The organism is Micromonospora sp. CNZ309, assembly GCF_002846525.1.
Genome location: NZ_PJNG01000001.1, coordinates 1522654 through 1536759, shown reverse-complemented (window position 1 = coordinate 1536759; position 14106 = coordinate 1522654). Strand labels below are relative to the sequence as shown.

General features: G+C 74.6%; 14 protein-coding genes. 6 read left to right on the top strand and 8 right to left on the bottom strand.

All coding sequences use genetic code 11. The features are described 5' to 3' along the window. Positions 1-108: 108 nt before the first annotated feature. Positions 109-762: a dihydrofolate reductase family protein gene (locus CLT72_RS06135; RefSeq protein WP_101409904.1), complete on the top strand. Its 654-nt coding sequence runs from the start codon at positions 109-111 to the stop codon at positions 760-762. A gap of 10 nt (positions 763-772) precedes the next feature. On the opposite strand, the gene pip is transcribed toward CLT72_RS06135, so the two are convergent. The 5 genes from pip to CLT72_RS06110 all read right to left on the bottom strand — a co-directional run bounded on the left by pip (position 773) and on the right by CLT72_RS06110 (position 7248). After that, on the bottom strand, positions 773-1732 hold the full coding sequence (gene pip / locus CLT72_RS06130) for a prolyl aminopeptidase (RefSeq protein WP_101409903.1): 960 nt from the start codon (positions 1730-1732) through the stop codon (positions 773-775). Next, a complete protein-coding gene (locus CLT72_RS06125; protein WP_101409902.1) occupies positions 1729-2610 on the bottom strand; it encodes an SWIM zinc finger family protein in 882 nt (293 codons plus the stop codon). The genes pip and CLT72_RS06125 overlap by 4 nt, the downstream gene beginning before the upstream one ends. After that, entirely contained in the window at positions 2607-5336 is a 2730-nt protein-coding gene (locus tag CLT72_RS06120) for a DEAD/DEAH box helicase (protein WP_199184493.1), read from the bottom strand. Before CLT72_RS06120 ends, CLT72_RS06125 begins: the two co-directional genes overlap by 4 nt. Positions 5337-5452: 116 nt before the next feature. Continuing rightward, positions 5453-6271: an ABC transporter permease gene (locus CLT72_RS06115; RefSeq protein WP_101409901.1), complete on the bottom strand. Its 819-nt coding sequence runs from the start codon at positions 6269-6271 to the stop codon at positions 5453-5455. Further along, positions 6268-7248: an ATP-binding cassette domain-containing protein gene (locus CLT72_RS06110; RefSeq protein WP_101409900.1), complete on the bottom strand. Its 981-nt coding sequence runs from the start codon at positions 7246-7248 to the stop codon at positions 6268-6270. Before CLT72_RS06110 ends, CLT72_RS06115 begins: the two co-directional genes overlap by 4 nt. A 71-nt stretch (positions 7249-7319) precedes the next feature. Here CLT72_RS06110 and CLT72_RS06105 point away from each other — a divergent pair, with 71 nt between their 5' ends. Together CLT72_RS06105 and def are read left to right on the top strand one after the other, a co-directional pair. Beyond that, on the top strand, positions 7320-8108 hold the full coding sequence (locus tag CLT72_RS06105; RefSeq protein WP_089000323.1) for a TetR/AcrR family transcriptional regulator: 789 nt from the start codon (positions 7320-7322) through the stop codon (positions 8106-8108). 10 nt (positions 8109-8118) lie between these two features. Beyond that, entirely contained in the window at positions 8119-8628 is a 510-nt protein-coding gene (gene def / locus CLT72_RS06100) for a peptide deformylase (protein WP_101409899.1), read from the top strand. An 84-nt stretch (positions 8629-8712) separates the two neighbouring features. On the opposite strand, the gene CLT72_RS06095 is transcribed toward def, so the two are convergent. Next, on the bottom strand, positions 8713-9489 hold the full coding sequence (locus CLT72_RS06095; RefSeq protein WP_101409898.1) for a GNAT family N-acetyltransferase: 777 nt from the start codon (positions 9487-9489) through the stop codon (positions 8713-8715). A 77-nt stretch (positions 9490-9566) separates the two neighbouring features. Then, positions 9567-9923 (bottom strand): winged helix-turn-helix transcriptional regulator, encoded by a 357-nt coding sequence (locus tag CLT72_RS06090; protein WP_101409897.1) that lies wholly within the window; start codon positions 9921-9923, stop codon positions 9567-9569. 100 nt (positions 9924-10023) lie between these two features. Between CLT72_RS06090 and CLT72_RS06085 the strand changes: the two genes are divergently transcribed. Next, on the top strand, positions 10024-10635 hold the full coding sequence (locus CLT72_RS06085; protein WP_101409896.1) for a malonic semialdehyde reductase: 612 nt from the start codon (positions 10024-10026) through the stop codon (positions 10633-10635). 38 nt (positions 10636-10673) lie between these two features. On the opposite strand, the gene CLT72_RS06080 is transcribed toward CLT72_RS06085, so the two are convergent. Further along, positions 10674-11447 (bottom strand): sulfite exporter TauE/SafE family protein, encoded by a 774-nt coding sequence (locus CLT72_RS06080; protein WP_199184709.1) that lies wholly within the window; start codon positions 11445-11447, stop codon positions 10674-10676. Positions 11448-11645: 198 nt separating this feature from the next. On the opposite strand from CLT72_RS06080, the gene CLT72_RS06075 reads away from it, so the two are divergent. Together CLT72_RS06075 and CLT72_RS06070 are read left to right on the top strand one after the other, a co-directional pair. Further along, the gene (locus CLT72_RS06075) at positions 11646-12425 is read left to right on the top strand and encodes an endonuclease/exonuclease/phosphatase family protein (protein ID WP_101409894.1); all 780 of its coding nucleotides are present in this window, start codon (positions 11646-11648) and stop codon (positions 12423-12425) included. Between the two features lie 106 nt (positions 12426-12531). Then, on the top strand, positions 12532-14103 hold the full coding sequence (locus CLT72_RS06070; RefSeq protein ID WP_101409893.1) for an NAD(P)-binding domain-containing protein: 1572 nt from the start codon (positions 12532-12534) through the stop codon (positions 14101-14103). The last annotated feature ends 3 nt before the right edge of the window (positions 14104-14106 follow it).

The window sequence follows — 14106 nt, the reverse complement described above, 5'->3', positions numbered from 1 at the left end:
CTTGACAGGGAATCCTGTCGGTAGGAGGCTTTCGGGGCGCGGTGCCCGCCGGGGACACACCACCGCACCCTCGCCCGCCGCGTCGCGGGCCCTTCAAGGAGGACCGTCATGCAGATCAGCGTCCACGCCTTCGTCAGCCTCGACGGCGTCATGCAGGGCCCGGGCGGCGCCGAGGAGGACACCAGCAACGGCTTCACGCGCGGGGGCTGGCTCGTGCCGCACAGCGGCGACGGTCAGCTCGACGCCGTCGACGGGTGGTTCCGGCAGGCCGACGCGTTCCTGCTGGGACGCCGCACCTTCGAGATGATGCGCGGCTACTGGCCGCAGGTCACCGACCCCGACAACCTCGTCGCCACCGCGCTGAACACCTGGCCGAAGTACGTCGTCAGCAACAGCCTCTCCGACGCCGACGCGGCCTGGGGCGACACCACCGTCCTGCGCGGCGACGTCGTCGCGCAGGTGCGGCGGCTCAGCCAGCAGCCGGGCGGCGAACTGCAGGTGCACGGCAGCTGGCAGCTCGCGCGCACCCTGCACGACGCGAGGCTCGTCGACACGTACCGGCTGCTGCAGTTCCCCGTCGTGGTCGGCGCCGGCAAGCGCCTGTTCGCCGACGGCGCGGCCCCTGCCTCGTACCGGATCACCGACTCGGCGGTGGCCGACGGGGGCGCGGGGGCCGTCGCGCTGACCCTGCGCCGCACCGGGTTCGGCGCCACCGACGTCGGCGAGTTCGTCGTGCGCGACGGCCGGGAGGCCGTGGCGTAGCCCGCCGGCGTCAGCGGCGGCCGGCGAAGTCGTCCAGCGCCGCCACGACCCGCTCCGCCATGCCGTTGGCGGATCCGTGCCCGGCGGTCTCCAGCAGTTCCAGCCGGGCGTCGGGCCAGGCCTGGGCCAGCTGCCACGCCACCTCCGGCGGGCTGCTGATGTCGAGCCTGCCGTGCAGCAGCACGCCGGGGATGCCGGCGAGCCGCCCCGCCTCGCGCAGCAGTTTCCCCTCCGGCAGGAAGCATCCGTTACGCCAGTAGTGGGTGACCAGCCGGGCCTGCAGCATCCGGAACACCGGGTCGTCGTAGCGGGGGTCGGGCCGGTGCCCGGGGGCGGTGGCGACGTGGGTGTCCTCCCAGTCGCACCACTGCCGCGCCGCCCGTTCGCGCACCGCCGGGTCCGGGTCGGCCAGCAGCCGGGCGTACGCGTCGGCCAGGTCGCCGTCGCGCTCGGCCGGCGGCACGCCGTCGCGGAACCGCGCCCACTCGGCCGGGAAGATCCGCCCCATGTCCCGGGTGAGCCACTCGATCTCCCGTCGGGTGCCGGCGGTCACGCTGAACAGCACCAGCTCGCTGACCTGTCGCGGGTGCCGCTGCGCGTACGCGAGGGCGAGGGAGGCGCCCCAGGAGGCGCCGAGCACCAGCCAGCGGTCCACGCCGAGGCGTTCGCGCAGCAGTTCGATGTCGGCGATCAGGTGGTCGGTGGTGTTGGTGGACAGGTCCACGTCCGGGTCGGCGGCGTGCGGGGTGCTGCGGCCGCAGCCCCGCTGGTCGAACAGGACCACCCGGTAGCGGGCCGGGTCGAACAGGTCCCGCCAGCCGGGCGCACAGCCGGAACCGGGCCCGCCGTGCAGCACCACGGCGGGCTTGCCGTCGGGGTTGCCGCAGGTCTCCCAGTAGACGAGCTGCCCGTCGCCGACGTCGAGCATCCCGTGCGCGTACGGCTCGATCCGTGGGTAGCGCCCGCTCATCGCCCCGCCTCTTTCGTCACCGACCAATCTGACAGCGCTGTTACATTAGCCGGGTCGCGGTCTGTCGGCACGGGGGCGGCGTCCGCGCCCCGGTGCGTCTGCAGCAGGGCCGCCGCCCGGCCGGCCGCCACCGCCACGGCCGAGCGCAGCGCGTCGACGTCGACGTCCGGGCCGGGCGGCAGCAGCGGCAGCGTGGGACCGTCCGCCACCGGCCCCGGCCCCGGCGGCAGCGGCGGGGCAGCCTGGGCGTACGCCTCGGCGGCGGCCGTGCCCACCTCGGTGCTCCGCCTCGACGACGCCGACCCGTCCCCGGTGGCGGTGACCGCCGGAGCCGGCGCGCCGGCTCCGGCGGTCACGAGCGTGCGGGCCTCGCGGCCGCGGATCAGCAGCAGCAGGGTCGGGTCGGTGTCCAGCAGCCAGGACACCTGGTGGCACAGGGCGGCGGCGTGCCGGCACGGGTGGTCCCACCCGGGACAGTCGCACTCCGGGGTGAGCTCGCCCAGCCCCGGCAGCAGCGGCACCCCGGTCGCCTCGGCCAGGTCCCGGGGCAGCTGCCCGGCCAGCAGCGCCGCCTGGTGTCCGGTGCGGGCGGCCACCTCACCGGCCAGCCGCGCCCAGTCGTCGTCCCCGAGCGGCGCGACGCGGATCCGGGTGTCGTACGCCTGCTCGGCGTCGCCGTCGTGCACGGCCGCGGCGAGCCGGCCGGGACTGACGGTGATCGGCCCGACGTGCCCGGCGGTGGCCAGCCGGCGCCCGGCGCGCAGCGGCCCGGCGTCCAGGGCGTCGGCCTCCCACGCCCGGTTCCACGTCGTCGCCCACCAGGTACGGGGCCGGCGGACCCGCCCGGGCGCGAAGGCGGGAAAGCCGCGCGGGGTCACCGGTCACCGCCGAGGGCCACCAGGTCGGCCAGTTCGGTGTCGCTGAGCGCGGCCAGCGCCGCCGGCCCGGCGTCGAGGACCGCCCCGGCGAGTTCCCGTTTGCCGGCCAGCAGGGCGGCGACGCGGTCCTCGACGGTGCCCTCGGCGACGAGCCGGTGCACCTGCACCGGCCGGGTCTGTCCGATCCGGTACGCCCGGTCGGTGGCCTGGTCCTCCACGGCCGGGTTCCACCACCGGTCGTAGTGCACGACGTGGTCGGCGCGGGTGAGGTTCAGGCCGGTGCCGGCGGCGCGCAGCGACAGCAGGAACACCGGGGCTTCCCCGGCGTCGAAGCGGCGTACGAGTTCGTCGCGGGCGGCGACGGGCAGCCCACCGTGCAGCAGCAGCGCCCCGACGCCCCGGTCGCTCAGGTGCCGGTGCAGCAGCCGGGCCATCGCCACGTACTGGGTGAAGACCAGCACCGCGCCACCGGCGGGCAGGATCGCCTCGAGCAGCTCGTCGAGCAGGTCCAGCTTGCCGGAGCGCCCCGCCAGCCGCGGCGCGCTCTCGCGCAGGTACTGCGCGGGGTGGTTGCAGATCTGCTTGAGCGCGGTGAGCAGCTTGACCACCAGCGCGTGCCGGGCGATGCCGTCGGCGTCGGCGATCGCGTCGAGCAGTTCGGCGACGCAGGCCTGGTAGAGGGCGGCCTGCTCGGCGGTGAGGGCGACCGGCTGGTCGGTCTCGGTCTTGGCGGGCAGCTCGGGGGCGATACCGGGGTCGCTCTTGCGGCGGCGCAGCAGGAACGGCCCGAGAAGTCGGGCCAGCTCCCGGCCCGCCCCGGGGTCGCGGTCGACCTGTACCGGCCCGACCCAGCGGGCACGGAACTCGCTGAGGGTGCCGAGCAGCCCGGGCGTGGTCCAGTCCAGGATCGCCCACAGGTCGGTGAGGTCGTTCTCGACGGGGGTGCCGGTCAACGCGACCCGGGCGGCGGCGGGGATCGCGCGCAGCGCCCGCGCGGTCTCCGCGTACGGGTTCTTGACGTGCTGGGCCTCGTCGGCGACGAGCAGCGGCCACCGTCGGGCGGCGAGCCGGTCGGCGTCGCGGCGCAGCGTCGCCCAGGTGGTGAGCACGAACCCGCCGTCGAGGTCGTCGAGGCTGCGGTGTGGTCCGTGGAAGCGGCGTACGGCGGTGCCGGGGGCGAAGCGGCGGATCTCGCGCTCCCAGTTGCCCAGCAGCGACGCCGGGCACAGCACGAGCGTCGGGCCGGCGGTGGCCGGGTCGGCTTGGCGGTGCAGGTGCAGGGCGATCAGCGTGACGGTCTTGCCCAGCCCCATGTCGTCGGCGAGGCAGCCGCCGAGACCGAGAGAGGTCAGTCCGGCCAGCCAACGCAGCCCGTGGCGCTGGTAGTCGCGCAGCGTCGCGGCCAGCCCGGCCGGTACGGCCACCGGGGGCGCGGCGTCGCCGTCGGTGAGCCGCCGGGCGGCCTCGGCCAGCCAGCCCTCGGTGTGCACGTCGACGCGTTCGCCGTCGACGTGCGTGGCGCCGGTCAGCGCGGCGCGCAGGGCGGGCATCGCCGCCAGCGCCCCGGCGTGTGGCTGCCGGGCGCGGCGGGCCAGCTCGGGAGGCACCAGCACCCACCGCTCGCGCAGCCGCACGACGGGCCGGTGCGCCTCGGCGAGCCGGGCCAGTTCGGCGCCGGTGAGCGCGCTGCCGTCGAGGTGCAGCCGCCAGTGCAGCGCCACGTCGCCGGGCGCGGCGAGCGGGCCGGGGCCGCGGGCCGGGGCGCGCAGCACCGCCGAGGCGGTGAGGCCACGGTCGAGTCCGGCCGGCCAGTGCACGTCGACGCCGTCGGCGGCGAGCCGGGCCGCCGCGCCGGTGGCCAGGTCGACGATCTCCGCGTCGCTGGGCGTGAGCGCGTCGGGCACGGCGGTGTCCAGCAGCCGCGCCAGGGGCGGCCACACCCGCGCGGCGTGGCGCAGGGCCAGCAGGGTGGCGTCGCGGCAGGCGGGCGGGAACCCGGGTACGCCGGCGCGCCAGAGCGCCGCGGCGTCGGTGAGCAGTCCCGGCGCGCTGCGGCGGTGCACCTGCGCCACCAGCCGCCACGGCGCGTCGGGGCTGTCGTGGTGCTCGAGGCGCAGCGACAGCCGTACCGCCGCGTCGGCGTCGGCGGCGACGCGGGCGGCCCAGCCGCGCAGCCGCCCGACGGGGGTGGGGGCGGGCGCCGACCACGCCCCGGTGGCCGCGTCGTCGCGGGGCAGGGTGTCGGCGACGGCGTCGAGGAAGTCGCGCAGCAGCCGCGCCGGATCGGGCAGCCACGTCGGGTCGCGCCCGGGCACGGGGGTGGCACGGGCCGTGGCGGGCATCGCGGCGGCGAGGTCTGCCTGCCGGGCCTCGTCGTCGGTGGTGAGCGGCCCGACCCGCCAGGTGTCGTGTCCGGCGGCGGTGACGGCGGGCAGCAGCAGGCCGCGGGCGGCCAGGTGCAGGGCCTCGCGGGCCGCCGCGGCCCAGAACGCCGCCGCCGGGTCGGTGGCCGCCGCGGCCAGCAGCAGCGGTACGCCGGCGGCCACGCCCAGCCGTCGCGCGGGCACGGTCCCCGGGTGCCCGTGCGGTGGCGTCGCCAGGGTCACCGTCACCGCCTCGCCGGGCCCGTCGGGCGGGGCGTCGGCGTCCGGTGACCAGACGAGCAGCGTCCCGGCGCGGGGCGGGTCGGCGGGGCTGAACGTGACGGCGTGGCAGCCGATCGGCACGGGCGTCCTCGTTTCGGCTTGGTGGTCGCGCTGCCCGCCGCGGCGCGGGACGTCGCGTCCGCCCGGATGCGACGCCGCCGCGCGGCAGGCGGCGCGTGTGCCGCGCATCGCGTCGGTCACCGGCCGAGCCTGCGGTAGCGGCGTACCGCCAGGGGCCCGAACACGGCGATCAGCAGCAGCGGCCACGCCACGGCGAGCGCGACGGCGTGCTGCGCGGGGAACGTGTCGCCGCCCGCGCCGGGGTTGCCGAACAGGTGCCGGCAGGCCGCGACGGTCGCCGACAGCGGGTTCCACGCGGCGACGGCGGCGAGCCAGCCGGGCATGGTGTCGGGGGAGACGAACGCGTTGGAGGTGAACCCGAGCGGCCAGACGAGGATCTGCAGCATCACCACCGACTCGGGTCTGCGCAGCACCAGCGCCAGGTGGATGCCGACCCAGATCAGGGCGAAGCGCAGCAGCAGGAGCAGCCCGACGGCGCCCAGCGCGCCCGGGGCGCCGGAGCGCCACTGCCAGCCGACGGCGACGCCGCAGGCGAGCATGACGGCCAGGCCGGCGGCGCTGTGCAGCAGGTCCGCGGCGGCCCGGCCGGTGAGCACCGCCGAGGACGTCATCGGCAGCGACCGGAACCGGTCGGTCACGCCGCGCGCGGCGTCGGTGGCCACGGCCGCGTACGTCGACTCGATGCCGAACAGCATCGTCATGGCGAACATGCCGGGCAGCAGGAACTCGCGGTAGTCGCCGCCGCCGGGCACGCTCATCGCGCCGCCGAACAGGTAGCCGAACATCAGCACCATCAGTACCGGGAAGAGCAGTCCGACGACGAACTGTCCGGGTTGGCGCCGCCAGTGCGCCACCGCCCGGCCGGTGAGGGTGACGCCGTCGGCGACGGCCCAGCGCAGGCGCCGCGGCACGGGTCGCACGCTCGTCGCGCTCATGCGCTCACCTTCTCCCCGTCGGGGCGGGCGGTGGGGGAGTCGCCGCCGGTGAGCCGCAGGAACACCTCATCGAGGGTGGGGCGGCGCACCGCGACGTCGGCGGCGGCCAGGCCGGCGTCGTGCAGGGCCCGCAGCACGGCGCCCAGCGCGGCCACCCGCCCGGTGACGGCGACGCTGAGGCGCAGGCCCACCGCGTCGACGACGGGGGTCGCCGCGACGGCGGCGCCGACGACGCGTACGGCCCGGTCCAGGTCGTCGGCGCGGGTCAGCACGACGTCGACGCGGTCGCCGCCGAGCGCGGTCTTCAGCTGCTCCGGGGTGCCGTCGGCGACGACCCGGCCGCCGTCGACGACCCGGACGGTGTGGGCGAGCTGGTCGGCCTCCTCCAGGTACTGCGTGGTCAGCAGCACGGTGGTGCCGTCGGCGACGAGCCCGCGTACGGCGTCCCACACCTGGGCGCGGGCGCGCGGGTCGAGGCCGGTGGTGGGCTCGTCGAGGAAGAGCACCGGCGGGTCGAGGATCAGGCTCGCCGCCAGGTCGAGGCGGCGGCGCATCCCGCCGGAGTAGGTGCCGACGGGCCGCTCGGCGGCGTCGGTCAGGTCGAAGCGGGTCAGCAGGTCGGCGGCCCGGGCGCGGGCCCGCGCGCCGCCGAGGTGGTGCAGCCGGCCGAACAGCACCAGGTTCTGCCGGCCGCTGAGCACCTCGTCGAGCGCGGCGTGCTGGCCGACCAGACCGATGCGGGCGCGCACCCGATCGGGGTGGCGCAGCACGTCGGCGCCGGCCACCCGCGCCGCGCCGGCGTCGGGCCGCAGCAGGGTGCTCAGCACCCGTACGGCCGTGGTCTTGCCCGCCCCGTTCGGGCCGAGCAGCCCGCAGACGGTGCCGGCGGGCACGGTGAGGTCCAGCCCGGCGAGGGCCTGCGTGTCGCCGTAGCGCTTGCGTAGTCCCTCGGCCTCGATCGCCGCTTCGTCGTGCATCGCGCCCCCACCCGCTCGTCTCGTACACCGTACCGTACACCATACGGTACGGCGCACGCTAAGGTGCCGGCATGACGACCGAGTACAGCGGCACCGGCGACCCGGCACGCAGCCTCGCCCTGCTCTGGCGCACCCGCGAACGCACCAGCCGCAAGGGCCGACCCGACCTGTCCGTGGACCGCATCGTGCGCGCCGCCATCGAGGTGGCCGACGCCGAGGGCCTCGCCGCCCTGTCCATGCGCCGCGTCGCCGAACGACTCGGCGTGGGCACCATGTCCCTCTACACCTACGTGCCCGGCAAGGGCGAACTGCTCGACGTCATGCTCGACACCGTCTACGGCGAGACCGCCCGCCCCGACGACGTGCCCGGCGGCTGGCGCGGCCGACTCACCCACATCGCCCGCGAGTCCTGGGCGCTCTACCTGCGCCACCCCTGGCTGCTACAGGTCGCCACCACCCGCCCCCCGCTGGGCCCCAACGTCATCGCCCGCTACGAGTACGAGCTGCGCGCCGTCGACGGCATCGGCCTGACCGACCTGGAGATGGACGCCGTCGTCACCCTCGTCTCCGGCTACGTGCACGGCACCGTACGCAGCGCCGTGGAGGCCGCCCAGGCCGCCGCGCACACCGGCATGACCGAGCAGCAGTGGTGGCAGGCCCACGCCCCCTACCTGGAGAAGGCCCTCGACCCGCGCCGCTACCCCCTGGCCGCGCGCGTCGGCACCGCAGCCGGCCAGGAGTACCAGGCCGCCGCCGACCCCCACGGCGCGTTCGAGTTCGGCCTGGCCCGCATCCTCGACGGCATCGAGGTGCTCGTCGCCGCCCGCCCGGACGCCACCGCCGCGACCGACGACCGATAACCTTGCCGGCATGACCATGCGTCCCATCAGGATCATCGGTGACCCCGTGCTGCGCACCCCCAGCGAGCCCGTCACCAGCTTCGACACCGAGCTGCGCGCCCTGGTCACGGACCTGATGGACACCCTGCTCGGCGCACCCGGGCGCGCCGGCGTCGCCGCCCCCCAGATCGGCGTCAACGCCCAGGTGTTCGTCTACGACGCCGACGGCGAACGCGGCCACCTGGTCAACCCGACGCTGGAGCTGTCGGAGGAACTCCAGGACGACGACGAGGGCTGCCTGTCCATCCCCGGGCTCTACTTCCCGACCCCGCGCGCCCTGCACGCCACCGCCCACGGCTTCGACCAGCACGGCGAGCCGCTGACCATCTCGGGCAGCGGCTTCCTCGCCCGGGCCCTGCAACACGAGACCGACCACCTCGCCGGGCGCCTCTACGTCGACACGCTGCGCGGCGACACCCGCCGCAAGGCGCTGCGGGAGATCCGCGCCGGGCGCTTCGACTCACCCAGCCGCCGCGGCTGAGCCCCGCCCACCAGCCGCCGGTGACCACGCCCCGTGCCTGCCGGCCGACGGGTCACCGCCGGCCTGCCGTCACGTCTCCGCGCGTCACCGCTGGTGGGCGTGCAGCGCGTACTCGCCGTAGTCGGCCACCCGGGTGAAGCCCAGCCGCCCGTAGAGCCGCACCGCCGCCGCGTTGTCCGCCTTCACGTTGAGCGTCACATGCGTGACGCGCTCGCGCAGCCGCCGGCACAGGGCGGTCACCGCCGCGGCGGCCAGCCCCCGCCCGCGCCACCGGGGATGGGTGGTCACGTTGCCCAGCGCCGCGACCCCGTACGCCGGGGAGAACACGTGCACCCCGGCGACCGCCACCAGCTCGCCGCCGTCGCGCACCCCCACGTACTGGCCGGTGTCGAGCATCCGCGGATCGAACCAGTTGCCCGGGTACGCGACCTCGTAGAGGCGGAGCAGCGCCGGCAGGTCATCGACATGCAGCACCGTACCCGCCGCGACCTGCCCGTCCAGCCGCGCCGGATCCGTCAGCGCCATCCGGTGGTGCGGGCCGGCCGCATCCATCCGGAACGCCCCCGCCAGGGCCGGCTGCACGCCGGGGGACAGGTGCGCCCACAGGCGGGCCGGCAGCACCGGCGCCACCTCGCGCAGCAGCGCCGCCAGCCGCCCGGCCCGGCACGGCGGGGCGAACGCCAGCAGCGTGGGCGTCCCGGCGCCGTGGTAGAGCAACGCCACCTCCTCGTCGCGGCGGAACCAGGAGGTGTACGGCCAGAAGAAGTCGTCCAGGTCGCCGAGCTGGTACGCGTGCAGCACCGGGTCCCGCCCGAGCAGCGCGGCGAGGACGGCGCGGTCGTGTTCGGCGCGTACCGGCATCCGCCGATGATCACACACGCGGCCCCCGCTGCGCCGACGTGCGCCGGGGCTGCTGCGCCGACGCGCGCCCGGGCGGGTCAGCAGCCCGGGTCCGCCTCGGCGGGAAGGTGCTCGTGCGCCCACCGGCCCAGCGCGTCGAGCACCGGCAGCAGGGCCGCGCCCGGCCCGGTGAGCTCGTAGCTCACGCCCAGCGGGGGACCCTGCCGGACCGTGCGGCTGACCAGCCCGACCCGGACCAGCTCGCCCAGGCGGTCCGACAGCACCGACTCGCTGATCCCGGGCAGGGCACGGGTCAGCTCGGCGAACCCGGCGGGCCCGTCGGCGAGGGTGCTCAGCAGCATGCCGTTCCACCGCTTGCCCAGAAACGCGAAGGCCCGGGCCACGCCCCCGTCACACGTGCGGGGCGTGTCGCCCACCTCCGGCCTGACCGTCATGACCCCAGGATACGGGGGACATCGCCCGAACAAGGGACTACTAAAAAGCTAGCTGCTACCGTTACCGAAGCAAGCCAGCCGACTCCATGGAGACGCCCCGATGACCGACGTCCACCCGCCCCTGATCAACCTGGACCCCGAAGCCCAGGCGCTGCTGTTCACCGACGCCCGCACCGCCAACACCTTCACCGACGAACCCGTCACCGACGAACACCTGCGCGCCATCTACGAACTCGCCAAGTACCCGCCCACCGCCGCCAACACCCAGCCCCTGCGCATCCTCTACGTACCCCCCGGCGAAGCCCGCACCCGCCTCGTCGCCCACATGAGCGAAGGCAACCAGGCCAAGACCGCCACCGCCCCCATGGTCGCCGTACTCGCCGCCGACACCGACTTCCACGAGCACATCCCGCGGGTGTTCCCCATCCGCCCCCAGATGCGCGACGACCTCGCCGGCAACCGCGACGCCCGCGAGCGCATGGCCCGCTTCAACGCCACCCTCCAGATCGGCTACTACCTGCTCGCCGTACGCGCCGCCGGCCTCGCCGCCGGACCCATGGCCGGCTTCGACGCCGCCGCCGTCGACCGCGAGTTCTTCACCGACAGCACCTGGAAGACCCTGCTCGTGGTCAACATCGGCCGCCCCGGCGACAACGCCTGGTTCCCGCGCCTGCCCCGCCTCGACTACACCGACGTCGTCCGGCACGCCTGAACGACCAACCACCCCGACGACCAGTGGGTGGCGAACCGTCAGGCCGCCACCCACTGGTCGAAACCCAACTTGCCGACCAACGCCACCACCACCACCAACAACACGACCCGCACGAAACCCGAACCACGCCGCAACGCCATCCGCGCCCCCAACGCCGCCCCCGCGATGTTGCACACCGCCATCGCCGCCCCCAGCAGCCACCACACGTGCCCCGTCGCCGCGAACACCGCCAACGCCCCCAGGTTCGTCCCCACGTTCACGACCTTCGCCATCGCCGAACCGTGCACGAAGTCCGCCCCCACCAACGCCGTGAACGCCACCACCAGAAACGTCCCCGTACCCGGGCCCACCAACCCGTCGTACAACCCGATACCCACCCCCGCCACCACCACCGCCACACCCACCCGCACCCGCGTACGCCGATGCGGCTGCGCCACCACCCCCAACCGCGGCCGCAGCACCACGAACGCCGCCACCGACACCAACACCACCAACACCACCGGCCGGTACGCCGACGCCGGCACCGCACCCGCCAACGCCGCACCCACCCCCGCACAACACATCGCCAACCCCGCCGCCGGCCCCGCCACCGCCCAATCGATCTTCGTACGCCGCGCGTACGTCACCGCCGCCGTCGCCGTCCCCGCGATCGCCGTCAACTTGTTCGTACCCAACGCCGACGCCACCGGCATCCCCGGCGCCGCCACCAGCAACACCGGCAACAACAGCAACCCACCACCACCCACCACCGCGTCGATCCAACCGGCCACAGCGGCCGCGGCGAGCAGAGTCGTCAACGACACCGGATCCACATCCACGGGCCGCCATTCTTCCCACCACCACCCACCCACCGGCCCGCCCTGTGGCCAGCCTCACCAGCGACGACACTCACCGACCCCGCAGCCGCCGCAACCACACACCCACCGCCGACAACGCCACGAACAACAGCACCGAGCACAACAACACCTTCAACACCGGGCAACCCTCCCACCGACACGTAGGGTGCAAGCGTGCGCCTGGCCACCTTCAACCTGCTACACGGCCGGTCCCTCGCCGACGGACTCGTCGACCCCGACCGACTCACCGCCGCCGTCACCGCCCTCGACGCCGACGTCCTCGCCCTCCAGGAAGTCGACCGCGACCAGAGCCGCAGCGGCAACCTCGACCTCACCGCCATCGCCGCGCGCGCCCTCGACGCCGACGAACACCGCTTCGCCGCCGCCGTCGTCGGCACCCCCGGCGAACAGTTCCGCCCCCTCACCCACGACGACGACGGACACGGCGAACCCTGCTACGGCGTCGGCCTCGTCACCCGCCACCGCGTCCACACCTGGCAGGTCACCCGACTACGCCCCGCCCCCGTACGCTCACCCGTCTACGTCCCCGGCCCCCGCGGCGGACTCATCCTCCTGCGCGACGAACCCCGCGTCGTCCTCGCCGCGGTCCTCGACACCCCGCACGGCCAACTCACCGTCGCCGCCACCCACCTGTCCTTCGTCCCCGGCTGGAACGCCCACCAACTGCGCCAGACCGTCCGCGCCCTACGCGCCCTGCCAGCCCCACGCATCCTCCTCGGCGACCTCAACCTGCCCGCCGGCCCCGCCCGGCTCCTCACCGGCTGGCACCCCCTCGGCCGCCGCCCCACCTACCCCGCCGGACAACCCCGCGTCCAACTCGACCACATCCTCGCCGACCGCCACGGCCTCGACCGCCTGCCACCCGTCACCGCCGTGCACACCCCGCTGTCCACCATCTCCGACCACCGCCCCCTCCTGGTCGACCTCGGCTGAACACCCGCCCCGCCACCGGGGGAGCCGACACCCTCACCGCAGGTCGCGTCACCGTCACCACACCCAGCGTTGACACCGCCCCGGCGCATCGGCGAAGGTCTCTGGGGTGACGGCACCCACCCCAGGCCCGACGAGCCACACCACCGAACACCACCAGTACGTCATCATCGGAGCCGGACCAGCCGGCCTCCAACTCAGCTACTACCTCCAACAGGCCGGCTGCGACTACGTCACCCTCGAACGCGCCCCCGCACCCGCCGCCTTCTTCCGCCACTTCCCCCGCCACCGCCGCCTCATCTCCCTCAACAAGGTCCACACCACCAGCACCGACCCCGAGATCCGACTGCGCTGGGACTGGAACTCCCTGCTGCACGAACCCGCCGACCTGCCCTTCGCCAAATACAGCAGCGAATACTTCCCCCACGCCGACGACATGGTGCGCTACCTCACCGACTTCCAGCGCTACCACCAACTCGCCGTACGCTTCGACACCCCCGCCCACCGCATCGAACGCCTCGACGACGGCTTCCTCGTCCACACCCCCGACCGCGTCCTGCACTGCCGCGGCCTCATCGTCGCCACCGGCTGGGGACGACCCCACATCCCCGACATCCGCGGCATCGAACACGCCACCGGCTACGAGGACATGCACACCGACCCCGCCCACTACGCCGGGCAACGCGTCCTCATCCTCGGCAAGGGCAACTCCGCCTTCGAAACCGCCTCGGCGATCCTCGGACACGCCGCCATGATCCACCTCGCCAGCCCACGCCCCCTACGCCTGGCCTGGAACACCAAACACCCCGGAGACGTCCGCGGCCACCACGGCGCCGTCCTCGACAGCTACCAGTTCAAGACCCTGCACTCCGTACTCGACTGCGTCATCGACGAGATCCGCCCCCTCGACAACCGCTACCAGGTACACCTCACCTACACCCACGCCGACGGCGAAACCGCCGTCATGGAGTACGACACCGTCCTGCGCTGCACCGGCTTCACCATGGACACCACCCCCTTCGACCCCACCAGCCGACCCGCCATGGTCCCCAGCGGCCGCATGCCCGCCACCACCGCCGACTGGCAGTCCACCAACATCGACGGCCTCTACTTCGCCGGCACCCTCGCCCAGGACCGCGACTTCAAGAAAGCCTCCTCCGCCTTCATCGACGGATTCCGCTACAACCTGCGCACCCTCACCGCCCTGCTCCGCGAACGCTACGACGGCGTACCCCTGCCACACACCCTCGTCGACCGCGACCCCGACACCCTCACCACCCTCGTCCTCGACCGCGTCAACCACAGCTCCGCACTGTGGACCCAGTTCGAATTCCTCTGCGACGCCCTCGTCGTCGAACCCCACGGACAGCTACGCCACTACATCGACCTGCCCGAAGACCACATCCGCACCCGCTTCCGCCACCACCCGCACTACTACACCGTCGGCCTGCGCTGGGGCCGCGACGACCACGGCGACGTCTTCGCCATCCAACGCCACCCCCAACCCGACCGCGCCGCCGAAAGCGCCTTCATCCACCCCGTCATCCGCCGCTACCACGGCGACACCCTCGTCGACGAACTCCACCTGCTCGAAGACCTGCTCGCCGAATGGCGCCGCCCCGACCGCCACGTGACACCCCTGCGCGACTTCTTCACCCGCGAACTGCACCGCGACCGCTGACCC

What these genes read in the sequence shown, in the direction of transcription:
- CLT72_RS06135 (WP_101409904.1), top strand. Translation starts at nt 109, where the DNA reads ATGCAGATCAGCGTCCACGCCTTCGTCAGCCTCGACGGCGTCATGCAG.
- pip (WP_101409903.1), bottom strand. Translation starts at nt 1,732, where the DNA reads ATGAGCGGGCGCTACCCACGGATCGAGCCGTACGCGCACGGGATGCTC.
- CLT72_RS06115 (WP_101409901.1), bottom strand. Translation starts at nt 6,271, where the DNA reads ATGAGCGCGACGAGCGTGCGACCCGTGCCGCGGCGCCTGCGCTGGGCC.
- CLT72_RS06110 (WP_101409900.1), bottom strand. Translation starts at nt 7,248, where the DNA reads ATGCACGACGAAGCGGCGATCGAGGCCGAGGGACTACGCAAGCGCTAC.
- CLT72_RS06105 (WP_089000323.1), top strand. Translation starts at nt 7,320, where the DNA reads ATGACGACCGAGTACAGCGGCACCGGCGACCCGGCACGCAGCCTCGCC.
- def (WP_101409899.1), top strand. Translation starts at nt 8,119, where the DNA reads ATGACCATGCGTCCCATCAGGATCATCGGTGACCCCGTGCTGCGCACC.
- CLT72_RS06095 (WP_101409898.1), bottom strand. Translation starts at nt 9,489, where the DNA reads ATGCCGGTACGCGCCGAACACGACCGCGCCGTCCTCGCCGCGCTGCTC.
- CLT72_RS06090 (WP_101409897.1), bottom strand. Translation starts at nt 9,923, where the DNA reads ATGACGGTCAGGCCGGAGGTGGGCGACACGCCCCGCACGTGTGACGGG.
- CLT72_RS06085 (WP_101409896.1), top strand. Translation starts at nt 10,024, where the DNA reads ATGACCGACGTCCACCCGCCCCTGATCAACCTGGACCCCGAAGCCCAG.